Source organism: Bacillus sp. PSXD-155, from assembly GCF_049310765.1.
GTDB classification, from domain to species: Bacteria; Bacillota; Bacilli; order Bacillales; family Bacillaceae_G; genus Bacillus_A; species Bacillus_A cereus.
In genome coordinates this window covers 118,277-143,721 of the sequence record NZ_JBMOWC010000011.1, presented here as the reverse complement: position 1 = coordinate 143,721, position 25,445 = coordinate 118,277, and the positions used below count along the sequence as shown (strand labels likewise).

Here is a 25,445-nt window from a genome sequence, read left to right as displayed (position 1 = left end):
AGCACCGCCATAAGGCGATGCTTCTTCATTACGAGTATGATACAGTTTTTTCTTTTTCTTCTACAGCAGGCTCTTCAGCATCTTTTTTACGATCTGATAGTTTAATTTTTTGTAAGAAAATCGTAAAGATGGCACCTACTACGATAAATACTAATCCTGTTAAGAATACAGTATGAAGCGAGTCTACTAAAGAGTTTTTCAAAATAGGTACAATGCTGTTAGCAAACGCTTCTGGCATTTGTTTTAATGCCTCTGGGCTAAATAGCATCGAATATAAACCTTGTGGATCTGTGTGAATCATATCTTTAAATTTCGTTACCATTTGTCCCGCTTCTTTCGGGAATGTATCTAATACAGGTACTAATTTATTTGTTAACGTTGTACCTGAAGTGTTATTCATAATTGATCCTAAAATTGTAATACCAAATGTTCCACCAATTTGACGGAAGAACTGACTTGATGACGTTACGACACCAAGGTCTTTTTTCGGGAAGCTTTCTTGTAACGCTAATGTTAATGTCGGCATTACAAGACCCATTCCTAAACCGATAACCATCATATAAGAAGTAGCTGTAAGCTTCGTTGTGTGCATATCCATCGTTGTTAATAACCAGAAACCACCGGCCATAATAAGCATACCTGCGATAATTTGTGGTTTTACACCAACTTTTAATACAAGTTGCCCACCGATAATACTCATTACAATCATTGTAATCATCATTGGAGTCATAATTGTTCCTGATTCAGCAGCACTTACTCCTACAATACCTTGCATGAAGAATGGTACGAACATAATCGCGCCGAACATTCCAATACTCATAAAGAATCCAATCGCATTCAGTATTGTAAATGTGCGATTTTTAAAGAAATGCATTGGTAAAATCGGCTCTTCAGCTTTCGTTTCAACAATAACAAAGCTAACGATACCAATTACAGCTAGTGCGAATAAACCGATAATTTGCCAAGAATCCCATGCATAATCTTTTCCACCAAACGTTAGCGCAAGCAATAAACTTACAACACCTAGAATCATCGTAAAGATTCCAGCGATATCAATTTTAATTGGTCCTGTTTGTTTATGTGATTTTAATCCCATTGCAATAAAGATTGTTGCTAAAATACCAACCGGTAAGTTAATGTAGAATACCCATCTCCAGTTCACTGCATCTACAATCCAACCACCAACTTGCGGTCCAATTACAGAAGCAAGACCGTATAACGCACCAAAAATACCTTGCCATTTCGCACGTTCTTTTCCCGTGAACATATCTCCAATAATAATCATAGCCATTGGCATCATAATACCGCCACCAAGACCTTGAATACCACGGAAAATAATTAATTCTGTCATACCATTTGCCATACCACATAACGCTGAGCCAATCATGAAAATAACTAGCCCTGTTATATATACGTTACGACGACCAAGTAAATCCGCTAATTTACCTGCAATTGGTACAACTGTCGTTGATGTTAACATATAAGCTGTTGTTAACCATGTCATTAAGCTTAAACCGCCTAGTTCACCGACGATACGCGGCATTGCTGTACCTACAATTGTTCCGTCTAACGCAGCAAATAGCATCGCGATTACTAAACCGATTAACAACAACTTTCTATTTATATTGTCTTGTTGCTCCATGTAATCTCCTCAATTCCTCTTAGTTATTCTCTTTTTTCTCTTGTGTCCCGCAAATAATTGTTTCTAACTTCTCAAAGAGACGTAATAAATCTTCTCTTTCTTGCAACTCTAAATGTGAAAAGTATTTTGCAATATGCTCGTTACGAGCAGTCATTGCCTCTTCTACCCTAGTTTTCCCCTTTTCCGTTAACTCAATGATGACAACACGACGGTCATCTTTGTCGTGATAACGTTCTACAAGTTCTTGATCGATTAGACGATCAATCATCACTGTAATCGCGCTAGGCTTCACATACATCTTTTTTGCTAATGTTGTCGCTCTTGAAGCCCCATAATGATCTAAAATCTTTAAAATATAAAACTGCGGTGGTGTAAGTCCTGTTGCTTGCATTTGTTCTAATAACTCCGTCTGCATTTTCTTTCCAATCGAAAAGGCAAGAGCTTGAATTTTATCGATATGCGTCATATCATTTGGCATGTTATCCACCTCTTATTTAAACAATAAAATATTTAACGTATTTAAATATTAATCCCACGAACAAAATCCGTCAATACCTTTTATCTATAAAAACGTTTACATTTTTGTCACAAAGTTGTATAATTTTCGACGAAGTTAATATTGACAGTCACGGAGAATCGGAGTTCACGGCTATGAATCATAAAAAAGGAAACTTTTTTATATTTCATGGCCTTTTTATATTCTCTGTCTTAAAACGCTTCGAATTAATTAGGGGAGGATTTTCATTTTATGTTTTTTACACAATTATTTAAACCTGCGCCCCACGCGGAACGCTTACCAGCTGATCGCGTTGATAGCGAATACCGTAAATTACGTTTACAAGTATTCTTAGGTATCTTCATCGGTTATGCAGGTTACTACTTTGTTCGAAAAAACTTTTCACTAGCAATGCCATACTTAATCGAACAAGGCTTTAGTAAAGGAGAACTTGGGGTTATCCTTTCAGCAGTATCCATAGCTTACGGATTAAGTAAATTCCTGATGGGGATCGTATCTGACCGTTGTAATCCTCGCTACTTTTTAGCAGCTGGGCTATTTTTATCAGGTATCATTAATATTATTTTCGGTTCATTTTCTTTCATTACAACGAGCATCATACTTATGTTTGTACTTCAGTTTTTAAATGGATGGGTACAAGGTATGGGGTGGCCTCCATGTGGTCGTACGATGGTTCACTGGTTCTCTATTAGTGAACGTGGTACAAAAATGTCTATTTGGAACGTCGCTCATAATGTCGGCGGCGCGCTTATGCCTTCTCTTGTAACATTAGGCTTATACTTCTTCGCAGATGACTGGAAAAGTATTTTTTACTTCCCAGGTATTCTTTCAATTTTAGTTGGTATTTATGTATTAATTACAATGAAAGATACGCCTCAATCTTGTGGACTACCTTCTATTGAAGAGCATACTGGAGAATATCCACCAGATGAGAAAATAAAAGATCGCGAACGCGAACTTTCGGCAAAAGAAATTTTATTTAAATACGTACTAAACAATAAGTTTTTATGGTACATCGCTATTGCGAACGTTTTCGTATATTTCGTACGTTACGGCGTTGTAGACTGGGCTCCTACTTATTTAGTAGAAGAAAAAAGCTTTACTCATAGTAGCTCACGTACTGCTTACGCTCTATATGAATGGGCTGGTATTCCAGGTACACTTCTTTGCGGATGGATGAGTGATAAACTATTTAAAGGACGTCGTGCACCTGCTGGTATTTTATTTATGGTTGGTGTATTTATCGCAGTTCTTGTTTACTGGTTAAACCCTCCTGGTAATCCAATGGTTGATAGTATCGCACTTGTCGCAATTGGATTTTTAATTTACGGACCGGTTATGTTAATTGGTCTACACGCTCTAGACTTAGCACCAAAGAAAGCTGCTGGAACTGCAGCAGGCTTAACTGGATTCTTCGGTTACTTAGGCGGAGCTGCTTTCGCTAGTGCCGCTATGGGCTTTATCGTAGATGCATTCGGATGGGATGGCGGGTTCATCTTATTACTTGCATCTTGCATACTTGCAATGTTCTTCCTTGCCCTTACTTTAAATACAGGGTCAACAAAACAAAAGCAAGCTTAAGTACAAATATTATACTTATCAAAAAAAGAGAGACCATTCTTTCCAGAATGCCTCTCTTTTTTCTACATATAAATCTTTTTTCTTACAAAAGATTTATTTTCCTCTTATATATATGTTAGCGCTTCCAAATTACTTCAACACCTAATACAACTGCATTCCACTTTTATATAAAAAGATTTTTGAATATTTTTTCAACTTATCCTTGTCAAACATTGTCAATTTATATTAAAATAACAACATACAAAATATTTAGTCTTTTCAGAAAAGATGGAGGGATAGCCATGAAGAATTCACTTCTTCGTATTGAAAACTTGCAAACTTCCTTTCGTATACAAGATCAGTATCATGCAGCAGTTGATAATGTATCCTTAACTGTTCATGAAAATGAAATTGTTGCTATCGTTGGTGAGTCAGGATGCGGAAAAAGTGCACTTGCCCTTTCCATTATGCGACTGCATAATGAAGCAAATACAAAATTACAAGGGCAGCTTTACTATAGAGATAAGGACTTACTAAGCATGTCAACCGCCGAAATAAATAAAGTACGCGGTTCAAATATCGGAATGATTTTCCAAGAACCTCTTACAGCACTCGATCCTCTTATGACAGTTGGAAAACAAATCGAAGAAAACTTAGACTACCACACAAGCCTTTCAAAAGTTGAAAAGAAAGAACGCACCTTAGAACTACTTCATCAAGTTGGTATTCCAAAACCAGAACTTACATATAAACAATACCCACACGAATTATCTGGCGGAATGAGACAAAGAATTGTTATCGCAATTGCAATTGCTTGTAAGCCAGGGCTCATTATTGCAGATGAGCCAACAACTGCACTTGACGTAACCATTCAAGCGCAAATTTTAGATTTATTACGTTCCATTCAAGAACAAACGAAAATGGGCATCATCTTAATTACACACGATTTAAGCGTCGTGGCCGAAACCGCTGATCGTATCGTCGTTATGTATGCAGGACAAGTTGTAGAAACAGGAACAGTCGAAGAGATTTTTAATAACCCTCTTCATCCATATACTCGTTCCTTATTAAATTCAATCCCGTCTGCATCTGCTGAAAAAGAAAAATTACATGTTATTCAAGGCGTTGTACCGACATTAGCTAAGTTACCTCGCACAGGTTGTCGATTCCAAGCACGGATTCCATGGATTAGACCTGATCAACATGAAGAAAATCCCGTTTTACATGAAGTAAAACAAGACCATTGGGTACGTTGCACTTGCTACAAACATTTCAATTTCCAACATAAGAAAGGAGATGACGTAACTCATGGCACTGCTTAAAGTAGAAGATTTAAAAGTACACTTTCCAATTAAAGGTGGTGTTTTCGGCCGTACATTAGATTACGTTCGTGCTGTTGATGGCGTAAGCTTCGAACTACAACCTGGCGAAACATACGGAATCGTTGGGGAATCTGGGAGCGGCAAATCAACAACTGGAAAAGCAATTATGCACTTAACAAAAGCGACAGGCGGTAGCATTCATTTTAATAATAGAGATTTAACAAAATTAAGTCGCTCAGAACTAAGAGAACAACGAAAAGATATTCAGATGATTTTTCAAGATCCTTATTCATCCTTAAACCCGAAGAAACGTGTTATGGATATTATCGCTGAACCACTTCGAAATTTTGAGAAACTCTCACCTGATGAAGAGCGTAGAGCTGTTCAAGATTATCTTGATAAAGTTGGATTAAATCCTGAGTCTATGTATAAATACCCACATGAATTTTCCGGTGGACAAAGACAGCGGATTGGTATTGCACGCGCACTTACACTAAAACCGAAGCTTATTATCGCAGATGAACCTGTATCCGCGCTTGACGTGTCGGTACAAGCTCAAGTTTTAAACTTCTTGCAAGATTTACAATCTGAACTCGGACTAACATACCTATTTATTAGTCATGATTTAGGTGTAGTTCGCCATATGTGTGACCGTATCGGGGTTATGTATCGCGGACGCATTGTGGAAGAAGCAACTAGTGCTGAAATTTATAATAATCCACAGCACATCTATACGAAGCGCCTAATATCAGCTATTCCTGATATTCGTCCAGAAAACCGCGAGCAACAACGTAAATTGCGTCGTGAGGTAAGCGTTGAGTATGAGAAATCATACGAAAGTTATTTCAATAAAAATGGTCGTGCTTACGATTTAAAACCAATCTCGCCAACACACCGGGTGGCATTACCTTAAGGGAGTGATAAAATATGTGGAAATTTATATTACGCCGGGTTTTAGTTATGGTACCGCAATTATTCATATTAAGCGTACTCGTCTTTACACTGGCTAAGGCAATGCCAGGTGATGCATTAAGTGGCGCTGAACTAGCAAACCCAAAAGCCGATCCAAAAGTGCTCGAAGAACAACGTGAAAAACTAGGTTTAAACGATCCTATTCCCACTCAATATGTAAGGTGGATTTCAAATGCTGTACAAGGGGATTTCGGTATTTCTTACGCACATAAAATAAAAGTAACAGATATTATCGGGGAACGTCTTGGCAATACCATACTGTTAGCTCTTCTTATTCTTATTCTTACTTACTTAATTGCTATTCCACTTGGAGTTATAAGTGGACGTTGGAATGATACGTGGGCTGATCGACTCATTACGCTCTATAACTTTTTAGGATTCGGTACACCACTATTTATTTTCGGGTTAGTAATGTTATTCTTATTCGGCTTTTTATATCCAATTTTCCCTACGAGTGGTAGCGTTGATCCACAAGTTGCAACAGGATCATTTGATTACTATTTAAGTAAATTCAATCATATGATTTTACCAGCTTTATCTGGGGCATTAATTGGGACTGTAGGAACTGTACAATATTTACGAAGTGAAATTATCGATACGAAACATAAAGATTTTGTACGCACAGTAAAAGCAAAAGGTGTACCAGAATCTAAAGTATATTCCAGACATATTTTAAGAAATTCATTTTTACCAATTGCAGCATTTTTAGGATATGAAATTACAGGTTTAGTTGGAGGCTCTATTATTCTAGAAAATATTTTCGGCTATCCAGGAATTGGACAACTATTTTTCCAATCTATCACTCAACGTGATTTCAGTGTCGTAACTGCTCTTGTATTATTTACTGGATTCGCAACGCTACTCGGGACTCTTCTTTCCGATATTATTCTAAGCATCGTTGATCCACGTATTCGTATTGATTAATGGAGGTGAAGAAACGTTATGTTAGCAAATCCTGAAAAACAAACTGAAGTCATTCATTACGAAAAGAGCCCCTCTGGTTTCTCCATTATGTGGCGAGAATTTCGTAAAGATAAACTAGCAATGTTTTCTCTATTCTTTTTAGCTTTAATATTAATAGCCGTTTACGCAACTTCATTTATTATGAAGCAAGAAGATATCGTCCGAGTCGATTTGTTCGCTATTTATGACCCTCCTTCTGCTGAACATTGGTTAGGAACTGATTATGGAGGCCGTGATATTTTCGGACAATTAATTATTGGTACACGTAACTCCTTTACAGTTGGTTTAGCCATCACTCTTTTAGCAACCCTTATCGGTCTTACGACGGGACTAATTGCTGGCTATTTTGGAGGAGTTGTCGATAACATCATTATGCGTTTTATCGACTTTATGATGATTTTACCATTCTTAATGATTGTTATCGTGTTTATCTCACTCGTTCCAACTTTCAATATTACGACATTTATTCTCATAATGACCGCTTTCTTATGGGTCGGAAAAGCAAGGCTTATACGCTCTAAAGTATTGACTGAGAAAGAACTTGATTACGTATCTGCATCAAAAACATTAGGAACACCAAATTGGAAAATAATCTTCCAGCAAATATTACCTAATTTAAGTTCTATTATTATCGTAAATATCACATTAAATCTTGCTGGTAACATCGGAATTGAATCTAGTTTAACTTACTTAGGCTTCGGTCTACCAGAGAGCACACCAAGTCTTGGTACACTTGTAAGTTACGCAACTAACCCAGATGTATTACAAGAAAAGTGGTGGATTTGGTTACCCGCATCAATCATGATTTTAGTGTTGATGCTGTGTATAAATTTTATTGGTCAAGCGTTAAAGCGTGCGGCTGATGCGAGACAAAGAAAAGGATAAGGGGTGGAGAAGTTATGAACAAACCAAAACTGTACAAAGTATTAAGTACACTTGCTGCTTCAACATTATTACTATCTGCATGTGGGGGTGCTGATAGCGGTAGTAAAAAGGCAAACACAAAAAAAGTAGAAACAAATAAATTTAGTGCTGCTGTAAAAAATGACGGTAAAGAAATTAAAGACGGATCATTAACTTATGGACTCGTTTCAAATTCACCTTTCGCTGGTGTTTTAAGTAGGGTATTGTATGAAGTTGCTCCAGATTCAGAGATTATGGATTTCTTTGATGAACAATTATTAGCTACAGATAAAAACTGGGAAATTACAAATGACGGTGCTGCAACTTATACAATTTCTGAAGATAAAAAAACAATTACAATTAAAATTAAAGATAATGTAAAATGGCACGATGGTAATCCTGTAACAGCTGATGATTTAGAATATTCTTACTTAATAATCGGTAATAGCAAATATACAGGTATCCGTTACGATACACAAATGCAAATGATTGAAGGTATGGAAGAATATCACACTGGAAAAGCTGACAAAATTTCTGGTATTAAAGTAGTCGATCCAAAAACAATTTCCATTACTTATAAAGAAGTAAACCCTTCACTAAAAACTGGTGTTTGGACATATCCTACACCTAAAAAATATTTAGGTGATGTACCAATTGAAAAACTAGCTGAATCAGATAAAATCCGTCAAAATCCAATTGGATTCGGTCCATTTAAAGTGAAGAAAATCGTTCCTGGTGAATCAGTTGAGTATGAGCGTTTTGATGATTACTGGGGCGGCAAACCTAAGCTAAAAAATGTAACATTAAAAGTTGTAAATCCATCTATTGTTAGTGCATCTCTGAAAAAAGGTGATATTGATATTGCAGCAATTACTGCTGATCAATATCCGAACGTAAGTAAATTAAAAAACACACAACTAATTGGTAAAACTGACCTTGCTTACACTTATATCGGATTTAAGTTCGGACATATGGACAAAGCAAAGAATGAAGCTGTAATGGATAACGATAAGTTCAAAGACGTTCGTTTACGTCAAGCGATGGCACATGCAATTGATAGAGAAAAATTAGGAGAGAAAGTATATCACGGACTTCGCGTTCCAGCTAACTCTCCAATTCCACCATCTATGCCAAAGTACCATAATAATGATGTTGGTGCGTATAATTTCGATGTAAATAAAGCGAAAAAACTATTAGATGAAGCTGGGTATAAAGATAAAAATGGTGATGGATTCCGTGAAGATCCAAAAGGTAATGAATTGAAGATTAACTTCTTAACTAGTAGTGGTAGTGAAACAAGTGAACCGCTGGCTAAATTCTACATTCAATCTTGGAAAGATATCGGCTTAAAAGTAGAACTTGTTGATGGACGCTTACACGAATTTAATGCTATGCGTGACATGATTAAAAAAGATGATCCGAAGGTTGATATTTTTGCCGGTGCTTGGAACACTGGCTCTGACCCTGACCTTTCTGGCCTATGGGGCAAAAATGCCGGATTCAACTATCAACGCTGGGTAAATGATGAAAATACGAAGTTATTAGAAGCAGGATTATCAGAAAAAGCTACTGATGAAAAATATCGTAAAGAAGTATACGATAAATGGCAAAAATTAATTCATGACGAAGCACCGATGATTCCAATTCATTACACATTTGATTTAACAGGTGTTAATAAGCGCGTAAAAAATTATGATGTCAACACTGAAGTGAATCAAATAACTTCACATTGGAAAGACGTTACTGTAACAAGTGAGAAGCCAGAAGTAGAAAAATAAACATAAAAATAGCTCTTAGCATTTACATACATGCTAAGAGCTATTTTTTATTTTCATTGCTTTTCCTACTAATGATAACAACCAATTCCTTCCCTACTCTAATATTAAAAGATTTGATGAAATACCTTTATTAAAACAGCTAACGTAACAGATCCAGCAAATCCTCCTAGACAAATTAAGCTTACCCCTTGACTATATGACAAATTTTGAAATGATTTCATTGCTTCCATCCTCCCTCTCTCCCCTTTGATACTTTTATTTTACCAATGAGAAAAATTTCATAACATCGATTTCTCTAACAACTAACTTACAAATTTGTAAGTTAACATCTTTTCAACTTATATATCTAGTATTTCCACAAATGAGAGTTATTTATACATAAAAAAGACCTCAGTTATACTAAGGTCTTCAGTACATTCTATTTCATTTTATAATCATCACCGGACATTTCACTCGTTTTGCTATTTTATGACTGACACTACCAAGCACCATTTCTTGCAGTGTATTTAGCCCTCTGCTTCCAGCGATAACAAGATCTATATCTCCTGTATTTACATATTGAACAATTGTATCTCCAGGATCACCATGTAATATCGTAATTGTATAAGATATGTTCTCTTTCTTTAATAAAACTTCAATCTCTTTTAATTTATCTTTTCGACTAGCCGATATTGTTTCTAAATCTGTTTGACCTTGTATAATATCTGATTTTGCCGTTCTATTATCTACTACGTACACAACTTCAACATTTGTTTCTGCGCTACATTTCGCAATATATGTTGCATGTTCCGCTGCTCGAAGTGCATGTTCAGAACCGTCACATGCTAATATAATTTGTTTGTACATATGCTGAATCCCCTTTTCGTTATCCTACTCGTATTATATAATAAAGCCTCCTAAAAAGGAGGCTTTTAACTAGCAATTCTTTTATTATAATTAGCTAAATTTGCAACAAGTTTTGAGCTACGTTCATTTAATCCTGTTATACTTACTTTCACACCACTTTGCTCATACTTCATGATAACTTTATCAATTGATGCCACTGCTGAATCATCCCATACGTGCGCATGAGTAAAATTCATTTCAATTTCTTTTACATCTTCATTAAATGAAAAATTATTTATGAAATCGGCTGTAGATGCAAAGAAAAGTTGACCGTGAATTTCGTATATTTTCTTATTTTCAATATATAAATGTTTCACGTGAATCTTTGCCATATTGAATGCAAATAACACCGCACTAATTACTGTTCCGATAATTACACCTAATGCTAAATTATGTGTAATTAAGACAATCACAACTGTTACGATCATAACAAATGCGTTTCCTTTTGGTACTTTATGAATCGTTGTTACAGAGTTCCAATCAAACGTTCCGATTGAAACCATAATCATAACCGCAACTAAAGCTGCCATCGGAATATGAACGACATAATCTCCTAAAACGAATAGTAATACGATTAAAAATCCGCCCGCTACAAATGTTGATAGGCGACCTCGTCCACCTGATTTAATATTAATAACAGATTGGCCGATCATTGCACATCCTGCCATTCCTCCGAAAAATCCAGCAACGATGTTTGCGATCCCTTGTCCGCGTGCCTCTTTATGCTTATTACTTTCTGTATGCGTCATATCATCTAAAACTGAAGCTGTTAATAAAGACTCTAGTAAACCAATGATTGCAAGCATAACTGCATAAGGTAAAATAATCCCTAATGTTTCTAATGTAAATGGCACATCAGGAATACTAAAGAACGGTAATTCTTTTGGCAAGCTTCCCATATCCCCTACTGTTTTCAACTGTAATCCGCTCATAAGTGCAATACTCGTCACAATAATAATTGAAATAAGCGTAGAAGGTACAACCGTTGTAATACGTGGAAATAAATATATAATTGCAAGTCCTAATACAACGAGTGCATACATTTGCCAAGTTGCATTTTTAAAATGCGGTAATTGCGCTGTAAAAACTAAAATTCCAAGTGAATTTAAAAAACCACTCATAACAGATTTCGGAACAAACTTCATAAATGAGCTCAGTTTGAACACGCCAAAAATAATTTGGACGATACCTGTTAATATTGTTGTAGCAAATAAATATTGCAAACCATGATCTTTAACGAGCGTTACCATTAATAATGCCATTGCACCTGTTGCAGCTGAAATCATTCCAGTTCTTCCGCCAACAAATGAAATGGTAACCGCAATACAAAAGGCTGCGTATAGTCCAACTGTCGGATCTACGCCTGCAATAACAGAGAAGGCTATCGCTTCAGGGATTAATGCTAAAGCAACGACAATTCCTGATAACACGTCCCCTCTCACATTAGAAAACCAGTCATTTTTTATCGTTTGAAACAAAATACCACTCCTCTACTCCTTTATAATTTGATTTTCTCCATAAGAAAATCTAGCCGACTGCACGAAGGATATTATATAACGAGTAGAAGATTTTTTGCTATGTAAAAGTTTCCTAAAGAAAAAGACGCTACCTTAGTAGCGTCTTTTCTCATTTCATTAATGTCCACCGTGTCCTTGACCACTTTCCTGAACAATTTCTAACCTCTCATCTAGTATTCCTTGTGTTTCAAATGAAATATCACTCGTACTTCCTAATAAGAAGCCATGATTATATGGTCCAAGTGTTGGATCATCTTTAAACTTCGGCTGAATAGTAGCAAGGAAGTCATACACTGGTTGTGAAGCTTTCCCTTCTTCTAACAAGACAACAGGTGCGTGTTTACCCATATGTGAAAAAGGTGCCCCAGCAACTGCTAAATCTGGTGTTTTGCTTGAAACAAATGATAAACCGTGACCAGGTTTTGTGAATCCCCAGCCAAATTTTGTTTTTTCATCTTTAAATTTAGCGAACGCAATCGAGTTTTCTGTAGGGGTCTCTCCACTAATACGCGTTACTTTCCCGTATTTGCTTAACTCTTTTTCTACTTCTTTTGAAACGATTTTTTCTGGTCCTAGTACATATATATTTGCTTTATCTTTTCTCATCTTTAATGCCTCTATTGTCGCTTCTGGCACTTTATTCTTTTCTGTATAGAGTAGTGGTTCCGGCATATGAGAAATCCAGTTTACAGCGGGGGTTGTATATAAACGTCCTTCTTCTGCAGACGAACCGATAATAACACTATTTGGGTAGCTTCCTGTTATATCGGCATACTCCTTATCAACATCTTTCGCAAATATAGCTGGGTTCGTTTCTTTTATTTGTTTTATTTTATAACCTTTTAATTGTTCAAGCGCGCTAGTACCTACATCCCCCATCACCATAATTTGTGTTCCATCTTTCGTTCCGATTGGATTTAATCGTTTTATTTCTTTTAACGTCATTTCTGGTATTTTTTCTTTTTCTATAAATAAAATCGGTCCGTTATTCGGATGATGAATAAGGTCTGCACTCGCAATACCTAATTGCCACTCGCTCACTGGTACTAAAATAACAGCACCTGGCTGGTTCTCTTTATGGGTTGCTGGCCATATCGTTTGCGAAGTTAACACTGCCATTTGCAGGGGATCATTTGTATTTAACCTCGTCACATTTTTTAAACTTGTCGTTAATAAATCATTCGATGCCCCTTGGTTCATTTCTTTTGGCGCCGTTACCTCCTGATTCACTTTCATTTCCTTTTGCTCTGTTTTTTTCTCTTTTGTAGATTCATGGTTTTTATGGTCTGTATTCGTTTGTCCGCATGCAGCAAGACCAACTGCTGTAATTATTGTTATCCCAAAAATCCGGGTCATTTTTTTCACTATACCGCCTCCGTATTAATCATTTTTGAGCCAATATGATTACCTAAAATGTAATTTCAACTCCACAATAACAAGCAATTCTGAAGAAATTATGCAGACACATCATAATCTGCACCATTTCTTCATGATTTTGCATTACACTTTAAGTAACGATTATAAATATGGAGGGCTCTCTATGATTGATATACTGCTCGTAGACGATGAACCGAGAATGCTTGAATTATTAACTCTTTATCTTACTCCAATTGGATATAACTGCGTATGTGCGAATTCAGGAGAAGAAGCTATTTTACATATAGAAAATCAAAACTTTAAATTTGTTTTACTCGATATTATGATGCCAAAGATGGACGGATGGGAAACGTGCAAAAAAATCCGATCTTTTAGTAACATTCCTATCATTATGGTTACAGCTCGTGATCAAACAGTAGATGTCGTTCAAGGATTAAAACTCGGAGCCGATGATTACGTAACGAAACCTTTCCATGAAGAAGAACTTTTCGCAAGAATTGAAGCCGTTTTAAGACGTACAAATGAACATAAACAAATCCAATATCACGGTATTGTATGGGATGAAACAAAACACTTCGTTTCTGTCCATAATGAAGAGCTCCTTCTCACACCAATTGAATTTTCTTTACTCGGATTATTTTTACGCCATGTGAACTACGTATTAAACCGTGATCAGCTCATCGAACGAATTTGGGGGTTAAACACAAATACAGAAGATCGTACAGTCGATTCACATATTCGCAATTTACGTGATAAATTGCGAAAAGCACATTTCCCTATTGATCATCATTTAAAAACTGTTTACGGAGTCGGATATCGATGGGTTGATACTCTAGATTAAGGAGCAAAGCAATGAAGCGAATTTCTATTCAGCTCGGATTTTATTTTTTGATTGTTACACTTTTAATCGAAAGTGTTCTATTTGTCTCGCTTTATTATAGCCTTGTCAACAATAGAGTAAATGAAGAAATGACAGCTTTATTAAAGCGCGGAAATAGTCACAGAGATGTCCTTGAAAAGTATTTTGATAAGCAAACAATCTCCCATGTTGCACTAATGGAATCCGAAGCCGAAACTACTGTTGTTATTACAAATGCAAATAAGGAGGTACTAGCTAAATCCAATGAAATAAATACTACTATAAAGAAGCATATTGAAAAGATGCAAACACGGACAGATCATGACGGAGCAATTATAGAGAATCATTGGAAAACATCTAATTATATATGTACAGTTAGCCCCATTGTAGTGGCTGGAAAAACGGAAGGCTACGTATATATGTTTCTCGGGACGGAATCAATCGAGGAAATGGTTAACGGGCTAACAAGACAATTCATTATTGCCGGAGTCATTACGTTTCTACTAACAGCCATCACCATCTTTCTATTATCACGTTTGTTAACAAAACCATTGTTACACATGAAACATGCAACTGAAAAAATGAGTAAAGGCGATTTGTCCGTTTCGTTAACAACTACTCGAAATGATGAAATTGGTGAACTAGCATCATCTATTCAAACGCTCGCAAATGATTTACATTATATGAAAACAGAGCGAAGTGAATTTCTAGCAAGTGTTGCTCATGAATTACGAACACCGTTAACATACGTAAGAGGTTATGCTGACATTGCTTTAAAAGAAAGCACCCCTCCTGAGCAACGTTTGCGATATTTATCGATTATAAAAGATGAGTCTGATTACATTACAAACTTAGTTCAAGATTTATTTTCACTTGCACAAATGGAACAACATAACTTTTCTATTCAAGTAAAGGAAGTGCATTTACACACCTTCCTTACTCGCATAGCTGAAAAAGTAAACGCCATGTATAAAGAAAGATACATTAAAGTTTCTTTCTCTTGTTCTCCTACATTGCTAGTAAACTTAGATGAACAGCGATTTGAACAAGTTATAGTAAACATTTTAAATAACGCTTATAGACATTCAAAAGAACATTCTCATATAAACATTTCTATTACAGAAGAACATAAACGTATCTCCATTACAATTGAAGATGAAGGCGAAGGTATTCCTCCTGAAGACCTCCCTCACATTTTCGACCGCTTTTATCGTGTTGATAAAGCTAGATCACGAGCTACAGGTGGAACTGGTTTAGGACTATCTATCGTGAAGGAAATTGTAGAGCTACACGGCGGGAATATTACAGTAACGAGTGAAGTCAATCACGGGTCTTGCTTTATAATTTCATTACCATCTATAAAGAAACACGACTATCATCAGTAGTCGTGTTTCTTTATCATCTTACTTTATAATATAAATTTACAAATTGCCCAAAACGTTTCGTATCCGTTAAAGTTAAATTAATTTCTGGATTCTTTTCTTTAAATAATGGAACACCCGAGCCTAATATATGCGGTGTAATCGTAACAATATATTCATCAATTAGATTATTTTTAAAGAATTCTCTCAGTAGCTCTCCTCCACCAACCATCCATATTTTAGATCCTTCTTGTGCTTTTAACCTTTTTGTAAACTCCACTACATCTTCATTTACAAATTCCACGTTTCCGTCTGAACCTTTTTCTGAACGAGAAAAAACATAACATGCTTTATCTAAGTACGGGAATGTTTCCGTATGCTCTACTACATAATCGTACGTTTTCTTTCCCATAATTATTGTATCAATCGTTTCGTACATTTCTGTATAACCGTTATCTCCCTCTCCTTCCGTTTCCATTAACCACTCTAAATCATCATTTTCTTTCGCAATATATCCATCTAAGCTCGCCGCTATAAATAAAACTATTTCACGTGACATATCTTTTCCTCCTTGCATCTCATCTTGATAACATATGATGTAAACAATATACTAACAATAAAACATGACAATTTATGTCATGTTAAAAAGAAAAGGTGATACATTTGTCAAAAGCTAAACGCTTATTAGATATTCTTATATTTGCTTCTGCGAAAAAAACATTTACAGCTCAAGAAATAGCTGATGAATTTAACATTTCCGTTCGTACGGTTCATAGATACATTTTAGATTTAAGTGATATGGGATTACCCATTTATGCTGAACAAGGTCGTAATGGAGGATATAAAGTATTAACAACTAGGGTCATTCCACCTATCTTATTTACGGAAGAAGAAGCGGTCTCCATCTTTTTTGCCTTTCAATCTTTAAGCTACTACAGAGACTTGCCTTTTAATACAGAAATCAATTCTGTCACTCATAAACTATATAGCTCTCTACAACATGAGGCGAAAGCGAAAGTTGATAAAATACGTTCTTATATCTCCTTTTGGAATCCGAAGAGAACAATTGAGACCCCACTTTTAAACAAAGTGTTAACAGCGGCTATTGAAAATAAAAATTTACACTTTCAATACGAATCTAAATCAGGGATAAAAACAAAACATGTTCATCCGATTGGTGTATATGCTCACGACGGGTTATGGTACTTACCGTCCTATGACTTCGGTAGAAAAAAAGTATTACTGTATCGCGTTGATCGTATTCTCTCAATATTATCGATGGAAGAAAATACAGATACATTCATGAATTTAGAAGAGTGGTTTGCCTCTAACTCTAACGTAGTACACAATCCTACTCAGTTACATGTTTTACTGACAACAGAAGGCGTACGCCAATGTAAAAGCGTTCCTTATCTTGAGGAATTCGTTATAGTAAACGAGGATGGGACAGGATATATAAATTCAACAATTGATAAAGGTGAGATTAACTTTATTACTCCTTTATTTTATAGACTTGGAAAAGATGCAAAAGTTTTAGAACCGAAAGAATTGATAGATGGTTTACGTATACGTGCGAAAGAAGTTTTAAGTATGTATGAAGATTAAAAAGGCGTAAGAAAAATTCTTTTACACCTTTTCAATATGCAGTATTTGCTCTATCGCTTCTTTTAACAAATTCTTTGTCTCTTCAAAGTTATGATTCTTCTTTTCCTCCGGTTGCACCGTATAAAACTCAGCAAACGAACGCTCTTTATATCTTGGTACGACATGCATATGGTAATGTGTTAACTCGTTAAATACTCCACCATTTTGACAAACTGTAATTCCATCTGGTTTATATAATGCCTTAATCGCTTTTGCAATCAGCTTAGAAGCATCCATAATTGATCTTGCTACAACGTCATCTAATTCGTCTACTTCTACAACATGCTGCTTTGGCACAATTAAAGTATGTCCTGGGTAGAAAGGCGCATGATCTAAAAAGCAAGTTACATAATCATCTTCATATACTTTATATATTTTTTCCTCTTCGTTTGCTAATTTACAACCTAAACATTTCATAATACTTCCTCCTCTGTTAAAAACATAAAAACGTGAGAGCTATACTCTCACGCTTTTATGTTTCACTTTATTAGTTCAATTGTTTCCGTAACTTTTATACTACCTTTTACAGATTGAACAATCGTGCAATTTTTCACTGCAAGCTGCAATGCTTTGTCCAACTGCTCTTCTGTAATGTTTTCCGCTTTAATTTTATAGTGCAAATGAACACTTTCAACTGGTTTTGATAAAGCTTCACTTCTACCAATTTCAGTTTCAATTGTAAACGTATCGTATGTAATACGTTTCTTTTCTAAAATTGTTCGAAAGACAATTGCACTACATCCTGCGATAGAAGAAACGAGTAATTGTAACGGTGAATACCCGTTTTCTTTTCCAATCGCTAATTGAGCGTACGATAAATCTGCCTTTATATCATCGTGTTTGATTGTTAGTTTCATTTGTTTTGTCCATCTCCACTTTCATCGGTTTCTGCTGTTTCTTACTCATATAATAATAATATATATAGCAGAAAATGATAAATGGAATACCGCAGTATAACGCCATTCTTTGTTCAGGAATAAACGCTAAACTAATAACAACGATGCTATTTGTAATTAAAGCTAAAATTGGAACAATCGGATATAGTGGTGTTCTATACTTTAAGTCCTCTAACTTTCCTCCGCCTTTTATATACTGACTTCTAAAGCGAAGTTGCGATAGAGCAATAATGATCCAACTTGAAACAGCCGATAAACCAGCTATCGATAATAAGTACATGTATACTGTATCTTCTGCAAGGAAACTTGTGAATAGGGATAATCCAGCTACCGCAATCGTTACGACTAGCGCTGTAATTGGAATACCACGTTTATTTACTTTCTTGAAAGAAGTTGGTGCCATTCCTTCATTTGCAAGTGACCATAGTATACGTGTCGCTGCATATAATCCAGAGTTCGCTACAGATAATAACGCAGTAATAATAACGAAGTTCATAATATCAGCTGCATATGGAATACCGATTTTATCAAATACAACTACGAATGGACTTTCAATTACGCCTGCTTCCTTCCAAGAAATTAATCCTACTAAAATTGTCATTGTTAAAATGAAGAATAACATAATACGCCATACTGTATTACGGATCGCACGTGGAATTGTTTTTTCTGGATTTTCACTTTCTCCCGCTGCAATTCCGATTAACTCTGTTCCTTGGAACGAGAAGTTAACTGTAATCATTGTAAGTAATACGGCAGCTAGTCCATTTGGGAAAAGTCCACCATCGCTTACAAAGTTAGAGAAAAGAGGTGCTGCTTCTTTTCCGTCATATGATATAAATCCTAATAATGCACTACCACCAAGAACAACAAATGCAAGGATTGTAATTACTTTAATACTAGAAAACCAAAATTCTAATTCAGCATAACTTTTTGCCGAAATTGCGTTTGAAGCGTATAAAATAACACCGAATACAAGGCACCATACCCAAACATCAACATTTGGAAACCATCTTTTCATCATTAAACCTATTGACGTTAATTCTAGACCCACTGTTACTGCCCAGCCGAGCCAGTATAACCAGCCAATCATAAAGCCCGTTCCTGGTCCAATAAACTTCGTTGCATACTTTTGAAAAGATCCTGAAACCGGCATCGCTACCGTTAACTCTCCAAGACAAAGCATTGTTAAATACATAATAAATCCGCCTACTAAATATGAAAGGATGGCTCCCCCTGGTCCAGCCTGATTAATAGTGTAACCTGAACCTAAGAAAAAGCCAGTTCCGATTACACCACCAAGTGCGATCATAAATAAATGTCTACTCTTCATCGTGCGATGTAATTTCTCATTCGTTGGTTGCTGCATCTAAATCCTCCCCCTACCATACCCCTATATCTTGTTAAAATTTTCTGATAATAAAAATATACACGAAAGCGATTACAATTTCTATATAAAATTAAAACTTTTCTGATAAAATAATGTAAAAAATCTAATTATCGCAAGACTTAGATTCTATTTAGAGGAAAATAAGGATAATCAAGGAAAAACCCTCACATATATTGTAAGGGTTAACTGAGTTCTAATCTTCTGGATAAAATTGATAAACTATAATTTACTATAAAGTACATACAAGCCACTAATATAAACGTCGGGATCATGTAATTCACATTTTGTCCGCTAATAATTTGAGCATTATGCATAAGCTCTGGGAGTGATATAACAACCGCTAGCGACGTATCCTTCAGCAATGAAATAAATTGACTAACAAGCGGCGGAACCATTCTCCTTAATGCTTGTGGCAAAATAATATGCCAAAGCGCTTGAACATACGTTAATCCCGAAGATCTTGCGGCTTCAATCTGCCCTTTTTCAATAGACAATAGACCACTTCTAACAATTTCAGATATCATTGCTGCCTCAAATATTGTTAAAGCAACAATTGCAGCTGTTATAATTTCTAATTTCAAGCCTGCTTCTGGCAGTGCAAAATACGTGAAAAATATAATTAAAAGTAGTGGTAAATTTCGAATCACTTCAACGATAATTCCTAATACTTGTGAGACGACAGGTATTTTCATGTAGCGCAATATCCCTATTACACTACCAATAATAAAGCTAAGTACAATCGCTACGAGTGCTACCTCTAGTGTTATGAGTAATCCTTTTAATAAAAATAGAATATGATCTCCTGTAATTGCTCCCTTAAAATCCATTTACACCGCCTCCTTTGCCAAGCGTTTTTCTAAATAACGCACTAGCATACTGAGCGGAATTGTTAATATTAAATAAAACATCCCGACAAATATATAGACATCGAACGTAACAAACGTCTTCGTTGAAATTAAGTCTCCTTGATACATTAAATCAGTACCAGCGATAATTCCGAGTATAGAAGAGTTTTTTACTAAATTGAGAAATTGATTTCCTAGAGGAGGAATTACGATTTTCATCGCTTGAGGTAAGACAACATAATACATCGCCTGTACATACGTTAACCCTGAAGACCGTGCTGCTTCCATTTGTCCTTTTGTAACTGATAAAATACCAGCGCGAATGACTTCCGCAATAAAAGCTGCCGTATATACCGTAAGCGTAACTGTTCCTGCTACAAAACCATTTAAAGTAATTCCTATTACAGGTAAAGCAAAATAGAATATAAATGCAATTAATACGAGTGGAATATTTCTTACAAACTCTACAAAAGCTGATCCTATCCAATTTAAAATACGAATCGGTGCAATACGCATTACTGCCAAAATTACTCCTAAAATAAAGCTTCCTATTAATGCAATTACACTAGACATAACTGTATATTTAAATCCTTCTAAATACATATCAATGTTATTCGTTAATATAGAAAAATCAGGCACATATTCTCCCCTCTTTCTTTACAAGAAGAGGATGAGTACTCTCATCCTCTCACTTTTACTATCTATTTTTCTGGTTTTTGTCCAATCCATTTCTCATATAATTTGTCATACTCCCCGCTTGCTTTCATGTCTTTAATTAAAGTATTAATCTCTTTCGTTAAATCATCTGCCCCTTTTTGCACTGCAATTCCGTATGGTTCATCCGTGAAAATTTTCCCTACAACTTCATAATTTGAATCTTGTTTTGCCATTCCGTAAAGGATCGCATTATCTGTCGTTAAAACATCACCTTTCCCTGCTTTTAACGCCGTAAATGCCTCACTGTAATTTTCAAATTCTAATACCGTCGCTTCCGGTGATTTTTGGCGAATATTATTTGTAGATGTTGAACCTTTTACAGCTAATACTTTAACGCCTTGTTTTATATCATCGATGCTCTTAATATTGCTTCCTTTTTTCACAAGTAACGATTGTCCTGCTTTAAAATATACATCTGAAAAATCCACTTCTTTTTTGCGTTCTTCCGTAATTGTCATTGTCGCAATAATTGCATCAATATCACCATTTTTCAGCATTGGAATACGTGTTTTAGACGTTACTTCTTTCAGCTCTAGCTTCTTTTCATCTCCAAGGATTTTTTTCGCAAGTGCCTTCGCGACATCAACATCGAATCCTTCTACTTGCCCTGTTGAAGGATTTTTTAATCCAAATAAATTCGTATCATTCTTCACCCCAACTACTAATTTCCCTCGTTTCTTAATTTGCTCAACAGCCCCGCCTTGCTTCGTATTTGTTTCCTTTGCCTCATCTTTCTTGCTTCCGCACCCCGCAACAACAAGCACGAATAAACATGAAAATACGATTAAAGTAAATAACTTTTTCATTTTAAGCATGAAATTCCTCCTCTAATGATTTAGCACCCGACTTAAAAATAAACGAGCTCTTTCTTGTTCAGGGTTTGCAAAAAATTGTGCCGGTGTCGTATCTTCGATAATTTGGCCATCATCCATAAATAAAATCCGATCTGCTACTTCTCGCGCAAATCCCATTTCATGCGTGACAACGACCATTGTCATCCCTTCTTTAGCCAGTGCTTTCATAACATCAAGTACCTCTCCAATCATCTCTGGATCAAGAGCAGACGTAGGCTCATCGAACAGCATAATTTCCGGCTGCATCGCAAGTCCTCTAGCAATTGCTACCCTTTGCTGTTGTCCTCCGGATAATTGATGCGGATATACACTAGCCTTCTCTGGGATTCCTACTTTCTCTAAATAAAACATTGCTGTTTTCTCTGCTTCTTCTTTGGAAACTTTATTTACTTTAATCGGTGCTAGTGTAATATTTTGCAGAACTGTTTTATGTGGGTATAAATAAAAATGTTGAAAGACCATCCCAATATTGCGGCGTAATTTATTCATATCTGTTTTGACATTGTGTACCTCCGTATTTTGTACAATTAACTCTCCATCTGTAATTGTCTCTAATTGATTTATACACCGAAGCAACGTGCTTTTTCCTGATCCTGAAGGCCCAACAACTACCACCACTTCACCTTTTTTCACTTGCACATTAATATCTTTTAAAACTTGAAAATTGCCATAATATTTATTTACATTACGAAACTCTATCAACATACTCCCCCCTTCCACTAACAAAGCATGTACATTCTTTTTATATTCAAAAATAGGCAAAAAAATAACTTCCAGCTTCATTTTGTCCATAAAAAAAGCAAAGGGTTTCCCCTTTGCTTCTTCATTTCTATTCTATTAAGATACTTCTTCTTTCTTATCTTTCCCGTATTCATGCTCCCAAAAATCAGCATTTTTAATTCCTAATGGCCCTGGATCGAATACTGGATCTTTTCCTTCTTTTTTCTGTTTTTCATAATCCTTTAATGCGACTAATGCAGGTTTTTGTAATAGTAAAATCGCAATGATATTTACCCATGCCATAATTCCTACCCCAATGTCACCTAAAGCCCAAGCCGTTGCTGCTGTTTTTATACAGCCGTAGAATACAGCTCCTAAGAATACAAATTTTAATACAAGAGACAACCAAGGACGATCTTTATCACGATTTAAGTACGCTATATTCGTTTCTGCAATGTAGTAATACGCCATAATTGTTGTAAACGCGAAGAATAATAACGAGATTGCAACGAAATCGTTTCCAAATCCAGGGAAAACAGATTCTACCGCCGCCTGTGTATATCCTGGTCCTGGCTGAGCACCATTTAATTTATTAACGATAAAGTTTTTTCCGCTTGCATCAAATACGTTATACATGCCTGTAATAATCATCATAAATGCTGTTGCTGAACAAACAAATAATGTATCAATGTAAACGGAAAATGCTTGCACTAAACCTTGCTTAGCTGGATGTGATACTTCAGCAGCAGCTGCTGCGTGTGGTCCAGTTCCTTGCCCTGCTTCATTGGAATAAATACCACGTTTTACTCCCCAAGAAATTGCTAAACCGATAATACCACCGAAAGCAGCTTCTAATGCAAATGCACTTCTTATAATTAACATAAATGCTTCTGGCAACTTTTCAATATTCATAGCAACAATGACGCAAGCTACTAAAATATAGCCTATTGCCATAAACGGTACGACAACTTGCGCTACGTTAACAATCCGCTTTACTCCACCGAAAATGATAAGAGCTAATACGACAACTAATATAGCCCCTGATACGGTAGTATTAATACCAAAAGCTGTTTCTAAACTTACAGCAATACTATTTGCTTGTACACCTGGTAATAAAAGTCCTGTTGCAAGAATTGTCGCTGCAACGAATACTAAAGCATACCATTTAACTCCTAGACCTTTTTCGATGTAATAAGCAGGCCCACCACGAAACTGCCCTTGATGTTTCGTCTTATATATTTGCGCGAGTGTTGATTCTACATAAGCTGATCCTGCCCCTAAAAAGGCTACTGCCCACATCCAAAATACAGCTCCTGGTCCACCGAATGCAACCGCTGTTGCTACTCCAGCAATATTTCCTGTTCCAACGCGTCCTGATAATGAAAGTGCTAACGCTTGGAATGAAGAAACACCAGCTTCTGATTTTTCTCCTTGAAATGTCAGCTTCACCATTTCTCCTACGTGCCTTACTTGTAAAAACTTCGTTCGAATGGAAAAATATAAACCTACTCCTAAACATAAATAAACAAGTGCTGGACTCCAAACAATATTATTTAACCAATTTACGAAAGCTTCCAACATTCCCCCTCCTTCTTTATAAAGAATATTCAGAATATATATAAAATTATAAGTGTATACCGAATCTAGGACAATATTATTTTAATAAAGTAAACATATTTTTGTATAAAAAAACAAAGTATATATTTGTTTTATATACTTTGTTTTGAACTAAATGTATTATATATTCACAATTGCTTCTCTTTTAATAATTCTTTCGTATAGCTCTTCTGATAATTTCAAGAAGTTATCAGGCATATCTTTCCCTTTAAACTTCTTTTGAAGCGTTCCATATAAACCTATATCACGTAAACGTAAAAATAGTGGTAACGATTCATACCAACTATCCTCCAAACTATGCTCATATTCGTATCCTTTTCTTAACACTTGTAACTGTTTACGAGCGAACACCGTCTTCTCCTCCACTGTCCACGGTGTAAAAAGGACCGAGTAATAAAGAACCATTGCCAAATCATGAATGAAGTAATTATAGGCCGCATCATCAAAATCAAAGATTGTAAGCTCTTTTCCATCATAATGGAAATTACCTTGATGGATATCACCGTGCATAAGACCGAACGTTTCTCTTTCAACTGGAAGAGCCTTAATTTCATCCATTAATACCGCTGCAATCTCTTTCACTTGACCATCTTCTAATTCATTAACAATTCCACTTTCGTCTTCTTCCCACGTTTCACGGTAGTCTGTTTTAGGATAATCCATTGTAAGGCGATGCAGTTGTCCAATCGCTTTTCCCCACGCTTCAAAATAAGCATTTCCCCAATAAGGCGATTCTTCTCCTTTTACTTGCTCACCTTTTGCATATGTAAATAAGGAAGCGAAAAAGAAAGTCCCATCCTCTGCTGCGATTTCTTCTACAAGATTTTGAGACGTTGAATAAAGAGGTCCTGCTACCTTTGCCCCATTCTCCGCAACATATCGTAAAAAATCTAGTTCAGCCTCTACCTCTTGTTTAGAGCGATGAGAAGAATGTGTTAAACGTAATACGTAATCTTCATCATTATCACCCTTCGCCTTAAAAATATAATTCTCAAAATCTCCAAGTGGCTTTTCTTCCACTGTTACATGAAATTCCCTTGCCGCTCTTGCTAAAATTTCCTTTGTAAAAACACGTTCTACAGCTATTTCCATATGTATCCCTCCTATAT

25 protein-coding genes are annotated in these 25,445 nt (G+C 35.9%); 9 read left to right on the top strand and 16 right to left on the bottom strand.

Annotated features, from left to right (window positions below):
- Positions 1-28: 28 nt before the first annotated feature.
- Together ACO6VI_RS15060 and ACO6VI_RS15055 are read right to left on the bottom strand one after the other, a co-directional pair.
- Positions 29-1,642, bottom strand: a complete 1,614-nt coding sequence (locus tag ACO6VI_RS15060; protein WP_078994582.1) for an MDR family MFS transporter — start codon at positions 1,640-1,642, stop codon at positions 29-31.
- Between the two features lie 19 nt (positions 1,643-1,661).
- A complete protein-coding gene (locus tag ACO6VI_RS15055; protein ID WP_078994583.1) occupies positions 1,662-2,120 on the bottom strand; it encodes a MarR family winged helix-turn-helix transcriptional regulator in 459 nt (152 codons plus the stop codon).
- 270 nt (positions 2,121-2,390) lie between these two features.
- On the opposite strand from ACO6VI_RS15055, the gene glpT reads away from it, so the two are divergent.
- The 6 genes from glpT to opp4A all read left to right on the top strand — a co-directional run bounded on the left by glpT (position 2,391) and on the right by opp4A (position 9,657).
- Positions 2,391-3,740, top strand: a complete 1,350-nt coding sequence (gene glpT / locus ACO6VI_RS15050; protein WP_000466382.1) for a glycerol-3-phosphate transporter — start codon at positions 2,391-2,393, stop codon at positions 3,738-3,740.
- Between the two features lie 281 nt (positions 3,741-4,021).
- On the top strand, positions 4,022-5,041 hold the full coding sequence (locus ACO6VI_RS15045; protein WP_000798236.1) for an ABC transporter ATP-binding protein: 1,020 nt from the start codon (positions 4,022-4,024) through the stop codon (positions 5,039-5,041).
- A complete protein-coding gene (locus ACO6VI_RS15040; protein ID WP_161520040.1) occupies positions 5,028-5,954 on the top strand; it encodes an ABC transporter ATP-binding protein in 927 nt (308 codons plus the stop codon). The genes ACO6VI_RS15045 and ACO6VI_RS15040 overlap by 14 nt, the downstream gene beginning before the upstream one ends.
- A 14-nt stretch (positions 5,955-5,968) precedes the next feature.
- Positions 5,969-6,937, top strand: coding sequence for an oligopeptide ABC transporter permease (opp4B, locus tag ACO6VI_RS15035; protein ID WP_161520039.1), 969 nt, complete (start codon positions 5,969-5,971; stop codon positions 6,935-6,937).
- A gap of 18 nt (positions 6,938-6,955) precedes the next feature.
- Entirely contained in the window at positions 6,956-7,861 is a 906-nt protein-coding gene (locus ACO6VI_RS15030) for an ABC transporter permease (RefSeq protein WP_000880730.1), read from the top strand.
- A 14-nt stretch (positions 7,862-7,875) separates the two neighbouring features.
- Positions 7,876-9,657 (top strand): oligopeptide ABC transporter substrate-binding protein, encoded by a 1,782-nt coding sequence (gene opp4A, locus ACO6VI_RS15025; RefSeq protein ID WP_161520038.1) that lies wholly within the window; start codon positions 7,876-7,878, stop codon positions 9,655-9,657.
- Between the two features lie 104 nt (positions 9,658-9,761).
- On the opposite strand, the gene ACO6VI_RS15020 is transcribed toward opp4A, so the two are convergent.
- The 4 genes from ACO6VI_RS15020 to ACO6VI_RS15005 form a co-directional block, all read right to left on the bottom strand.
- Positions 9,762-9,878, bottom strand: a complete 117-nt coding sequence (locus ACO6VI_RS15020; protein ID WP_002094283.1) for a DUF4027 family protein — start codon at positions 9,876-9,878, stop codon at positions 9,762-9,764.
- Positions 9,879-10,080: 202 nt separating this feature from the next.
- Positions 10,081-10,503 (bottom strand): universal stress protein, encoded by a 423-nt coding sequence (locus ACO6VI_RS15015; RefSeq protein ID WP_000277991.1) that lies wholly within the window; start codon positions 10,501-10,503, stop codon positions 10,081-10,083.
- Between the two features lie 65 nt (positions 10,504-10,568).
- On the bottom strand, positions 10,569-12,020 hold the full coding sequence (locus tag ACO6VI_RS15010) for a SulP family inorganic anion transporter (RefSeq protein ID WP_161520037.1): 1,452 nt from the start codon (positions 12,018-12,020) through the stop codon (positions 10,569-10,571).
- 156 nt (positions 12,021-12,176) lie between these two features.
- Positions 12,177-13,424 (bottom strand): cell wall-binding repeat-containing protein, encoded by a 1,248-nt coding sequence (locus ACO6VI_RS15005; RefSeq protein WP_161520036.1) that lies wholly within the window; start codon positions 13,422-13,424, stop codon positions 12,177-12,179.
- 175 nt (positions 13,425-13,599) lie between these two features.
- Here ACO6VI_RS15005 and ACO6VI_RS15000 point away from each other — a divergent pair, with 175 nt between their 5' ends.
- Positions 13,600-14,277 carry a response regulator transcription factor gene (locus tag ACO6VI_RS15000; RefSeq protein WP_000565468.1) on the top strand — a complete coding sequence of 226 codons (678 nt, stop codon included), beginning with the start codon at positions 13,600-13,602 and terminating at the stop codon, positions 14,275-14,277.
- Between the two features lie 11 nt (positions 14,278-14,288).
- A complete protein-coding gene (locus ACO6VI_RS14995; RefSeq protein ID WP_422423574.1) occupies positions 14,289-15,680 on the top strand; it encodes an ATP-binding protein in 1,392 nt (463 codons plus the stop codon).
- 13 nt (positions 15,681-15,693) lie between these two features.
- Here ACO6VI_RS14995 and ACO6VI_RS14990 read toward each other — a convergent pair whose 3' ends face one another.
- On the bottom strand, positions 15,694-16,215 hold the full coding sequence (locus ACO6VI_RS14990) for a dihydrofolate reductase family protein (RefSeq protein ID WP_071732223.1): 522 nt from the start codon (positions 16,213-16,215) through the stop codon (positions 15,694-15,696).
- 104 nt (positions 16,216-16,319) lie between these two features.
- Between ACO6VI_RS14990 and ACO6VI_RS14985 the strand changes: the two genes are divergently transcribed.
- The gene (locus ACO6VI_RS14985; protein ID WP_422423572.1) at positions 16,320-17,261 is read left to right on the top strand and encodes a helix-turn-helix transcriptional regulator; all 942 of its coding nucleotides are present in this window, start codon (positions 16,320-16,322) and stop codon (positions 17,259-17,261) included.
- Between the two features lie 21 nt (positions 17,262-17,282).
- On the opposite strand, the gene ACO6VI_RS14980 is transcribed toward ACO6VI_RS14985, so the two are convergent.
- The 9 genes from ACO6VI_RS14980 to ACO6VI_RS14940 all read right to left on the bottom strand — a co-directional run bounded on the left by ACO6VI_RS14980 (position 17,283) and on the right by ACO6VI_RS14940 (position 25,428).
- Positions 17,283-17,717 (bottom strand): HIT family protein, encoded by a 435-nt coding sequence (locus ACO6VI_RS14980; protein ID WP_023521048.1) that lies wholly within the window; start codon positions 17,715-17,717, stop codon positions 17,283-17,285.
- A gap of 62 nt (positions 17,718-17,779) precedes the next feature.
- A complete protein-coding gene (locus ACO6VI_RS14975; protein WP_161520033.1) occupies positions 17,780-18,157 on the bottom strand; it encodes an OsmC family protein in 378 nt (125 codons plus the stop codon).
- Positions 18,132-19,562: an amino acid permease gene (locus tag ACO6VI_RS14970; RefSeq protein ID WP_001187093.1), complete on the bottom strand. Its 1,431-nt coding sequence runs from the start codon at positions 19,560-19,562 to the stop codon at positions 18,132-18,134. The genes ACO6VI_RS14975 and ACO6VI_RS14970 overlap by 26 nt, the downstream gene beginning before the upstream one ends.
- 203 nt (positions 19,563-19,765) lie before the next feature.
- Positions 19,766-20,410, bottom strand: a complete 645-nt coding sequence (locus ACO6VI_RS14965; RefSeq protein WP_161520032.1) for an amino acid ABC transporter permease — start codon at positions 20,408-20,410, stop codon at positions 19,766-19,768.
- Positions 20,411-21,067: an amino acid ABC transporter permease gene (locus ACO6VI_RS14960; RefSeq protein WP_161520031.1), complete on the bottom strand. Its 657-nt coding sequence runs from the start codon at positions 21,065-21,067 to the stop codon at positions 20,411-20,413.
- A 62-nt stretch (positions 21,068-21,129) separates the two neighbouring features.
- Positions 21,130-21,960, bottom strand: a complete 831-nt coding sequence (gene glnH, locus ACO6VI_RS14955; protein ID WP_161520030.1) for a glutamine ABC transporter substrate-binding protein GlnH — start codon at positions 21,958-21,960, stop codon at positions 21,130-21,132.
- Between the two features lie 12 nt (positions 21,961-21,972).
- The gene (locus ACO6VI_RS14950) at positions 21,973-22,791 is read right to left on the bottom strand and encodes an amino acid ABC transporter ATP-binding protein (protein WP_161520029.1); all 819 of its coding nucleotides are present in this window, start codon (positions 22,789-22,791) and stop codon (positions 21,973-21,975) included.
- Positions 22,792-22,836: 45 nt separating this feature from the next.
- Positions 22,837-24,297, bottom strand: coding sequence for an alanine/glycine:cation symporter family protein (locus tag ACO6VI_RS14945; protein WP_422423568.1), 1,461 nt, complete (start codon positions 24,295-24,297; stop codon positions 22,837-22,839).
- Between the two features lie 159 nt (positions 24,298-24,456).
- Positions 24,457-25,428: a phosphotransferase enzyme family protein gene (locus ACO6VI_RS14940; protein WP_161520027.1), complete on the bottom strand. Its 972-nt coding sequence runs from the start codon at positions 25,426-25,428 to the stop codon at positions 24,457-24,459.
- Positions 25,429-25,445 lie beyond the last annotated feature (17 nt).

Coding starts and splice junctions, on each gene's coding strand:
- ACO6VI_RS15060 (WP_078994582.1), bottom strand. CDS start 1,642: ATGGAGCAACAAGACAATATAAATAGAAAGTTGTTGTTAATCGGTTTA.
- ACO6VI_RS15055 (WP_078994583.1), bottom strand. CDS start 2,120: ATGCCAAATGATATGACGCATATCGATAAAATTCAAGCTCTTGCCTTT.
- glpT (WP_000466382.1), top strand. CDS start 2,391: ATGTTTTTTACACAATTATTTAAACCTGCGCCCCACGCGGAACGCTTA.
- ACO6VI_RS15045 (WP_000798236.1), top strand. CDS start 4,022: ATGAAGAATTCACTTCTTCGTATTGAAAACTTGCAAACTTCCTTTCGT.
- ACO6VI_RS15040 (WP_161520040.1), top strand. CDS start 5,028: ATGGCACTGCTTAAAGTAGAAGATTTAAAAGTACACTTTCCAATTAAA.
- opp4B (WP_161520039.1), top strand. CDS start 5,969: ATGTGGAAATTTATATTACGCCGGGTTTTAGTTATGGTACCGCAATTA.
- ACO6VI_RS15030 (WP_000880730.1), top strand. CDS start 6,956: ATGTTAGCAAATCCTGAAAAACAAACTGAAGTCATTCATTACGAAAAG.
- opp4A (WP_161520038.1), top strand. CDS start 7,876: ATGAACAAACCAAAACTGTACAAAGTATTAAGTACACTTGCTGCTTCA.
- ACO6VI_RS15020 (WP_002094283.1), bottom strand. CDS start 9,878: ATGAAATCATTTCAAAATTTGTCATATAGTCAAGGGGTAAGCTTAATT.
- ACO6VI_RS15015 (WP_000277991.1), bottom strand. CDS start 10,503: ATGTACAAACAAATTATATTAGCATGTGACGGTTCTGAACATGCACTT.
- ACO6VI_RS15000 (WP_000565468.1), top strand. CDS start 13,600: ATGATTGATATACTGCTCGTAGACGATGAACCGAGAATGCTTGAATTA.
- ACO6VI_RS14995 (WP_422423574.1), top strand. CDS start 14,289: ATGAAGCGAATTTCTATTCAGCTCGGATTTTATTTTTTGATTGTTACA.
- ACO6VI_RS14990 (WP_071732223.1), bottom strand. CDS start 16,215: ATGTCACGTGAAATAGTTTTATTTATAGCGGCGAGCTTAGATGGATAT.
- ACO6VI_RS14980 (WP_023521048.1), bottom strand. CDS start 17,717: ATGAAATGTTTAGGTTGTAAATTAGCAAACGAAGAGGAAAAAATATAT.
- ACO6VI_RS14975 (WP_161520033.1), bottom strand. CDS start 18,157: ATGAAACTAACAATCAAACACGATGATATAAAGGCAGATTTATCGTAC.
- ACO6VI_RS14970 (WP_001187093.1), bottom strand. CDS start 19,562: ATGCAGCAACCAACGAATGAGAAATTACATCGCACGATGAAGAGTAGA.
- ACO6VI_RS14965 (WP_161520032.1), bottom strand. CDS start 20,410: ATGGATTTTAAGGGAGCAATTACAGGAGATCATATTCTATTTTTATTA.
- glnH (WP_161520030.1), bottom strand. CDS start 21,960: ATGCTTAAAATGAAAAAGTTATTTACTTTAATCGTATTTTCATGTTTA.
- ACO6VI_RS14950 (WP_161520029.1), bottom strand. CDS start 22,791: ATGGACAAAATGAAGCTGGAAGTTATTTTTTTGCCTATTTTTGAATAT.
- ACO6VI_RS14940 (WP_161520027.1), bottom strand. CDS start 25,428: ATGGAAATAGCTGTAGAACGTGTTTTTACAAAGGAAATTTTAGCAAGA.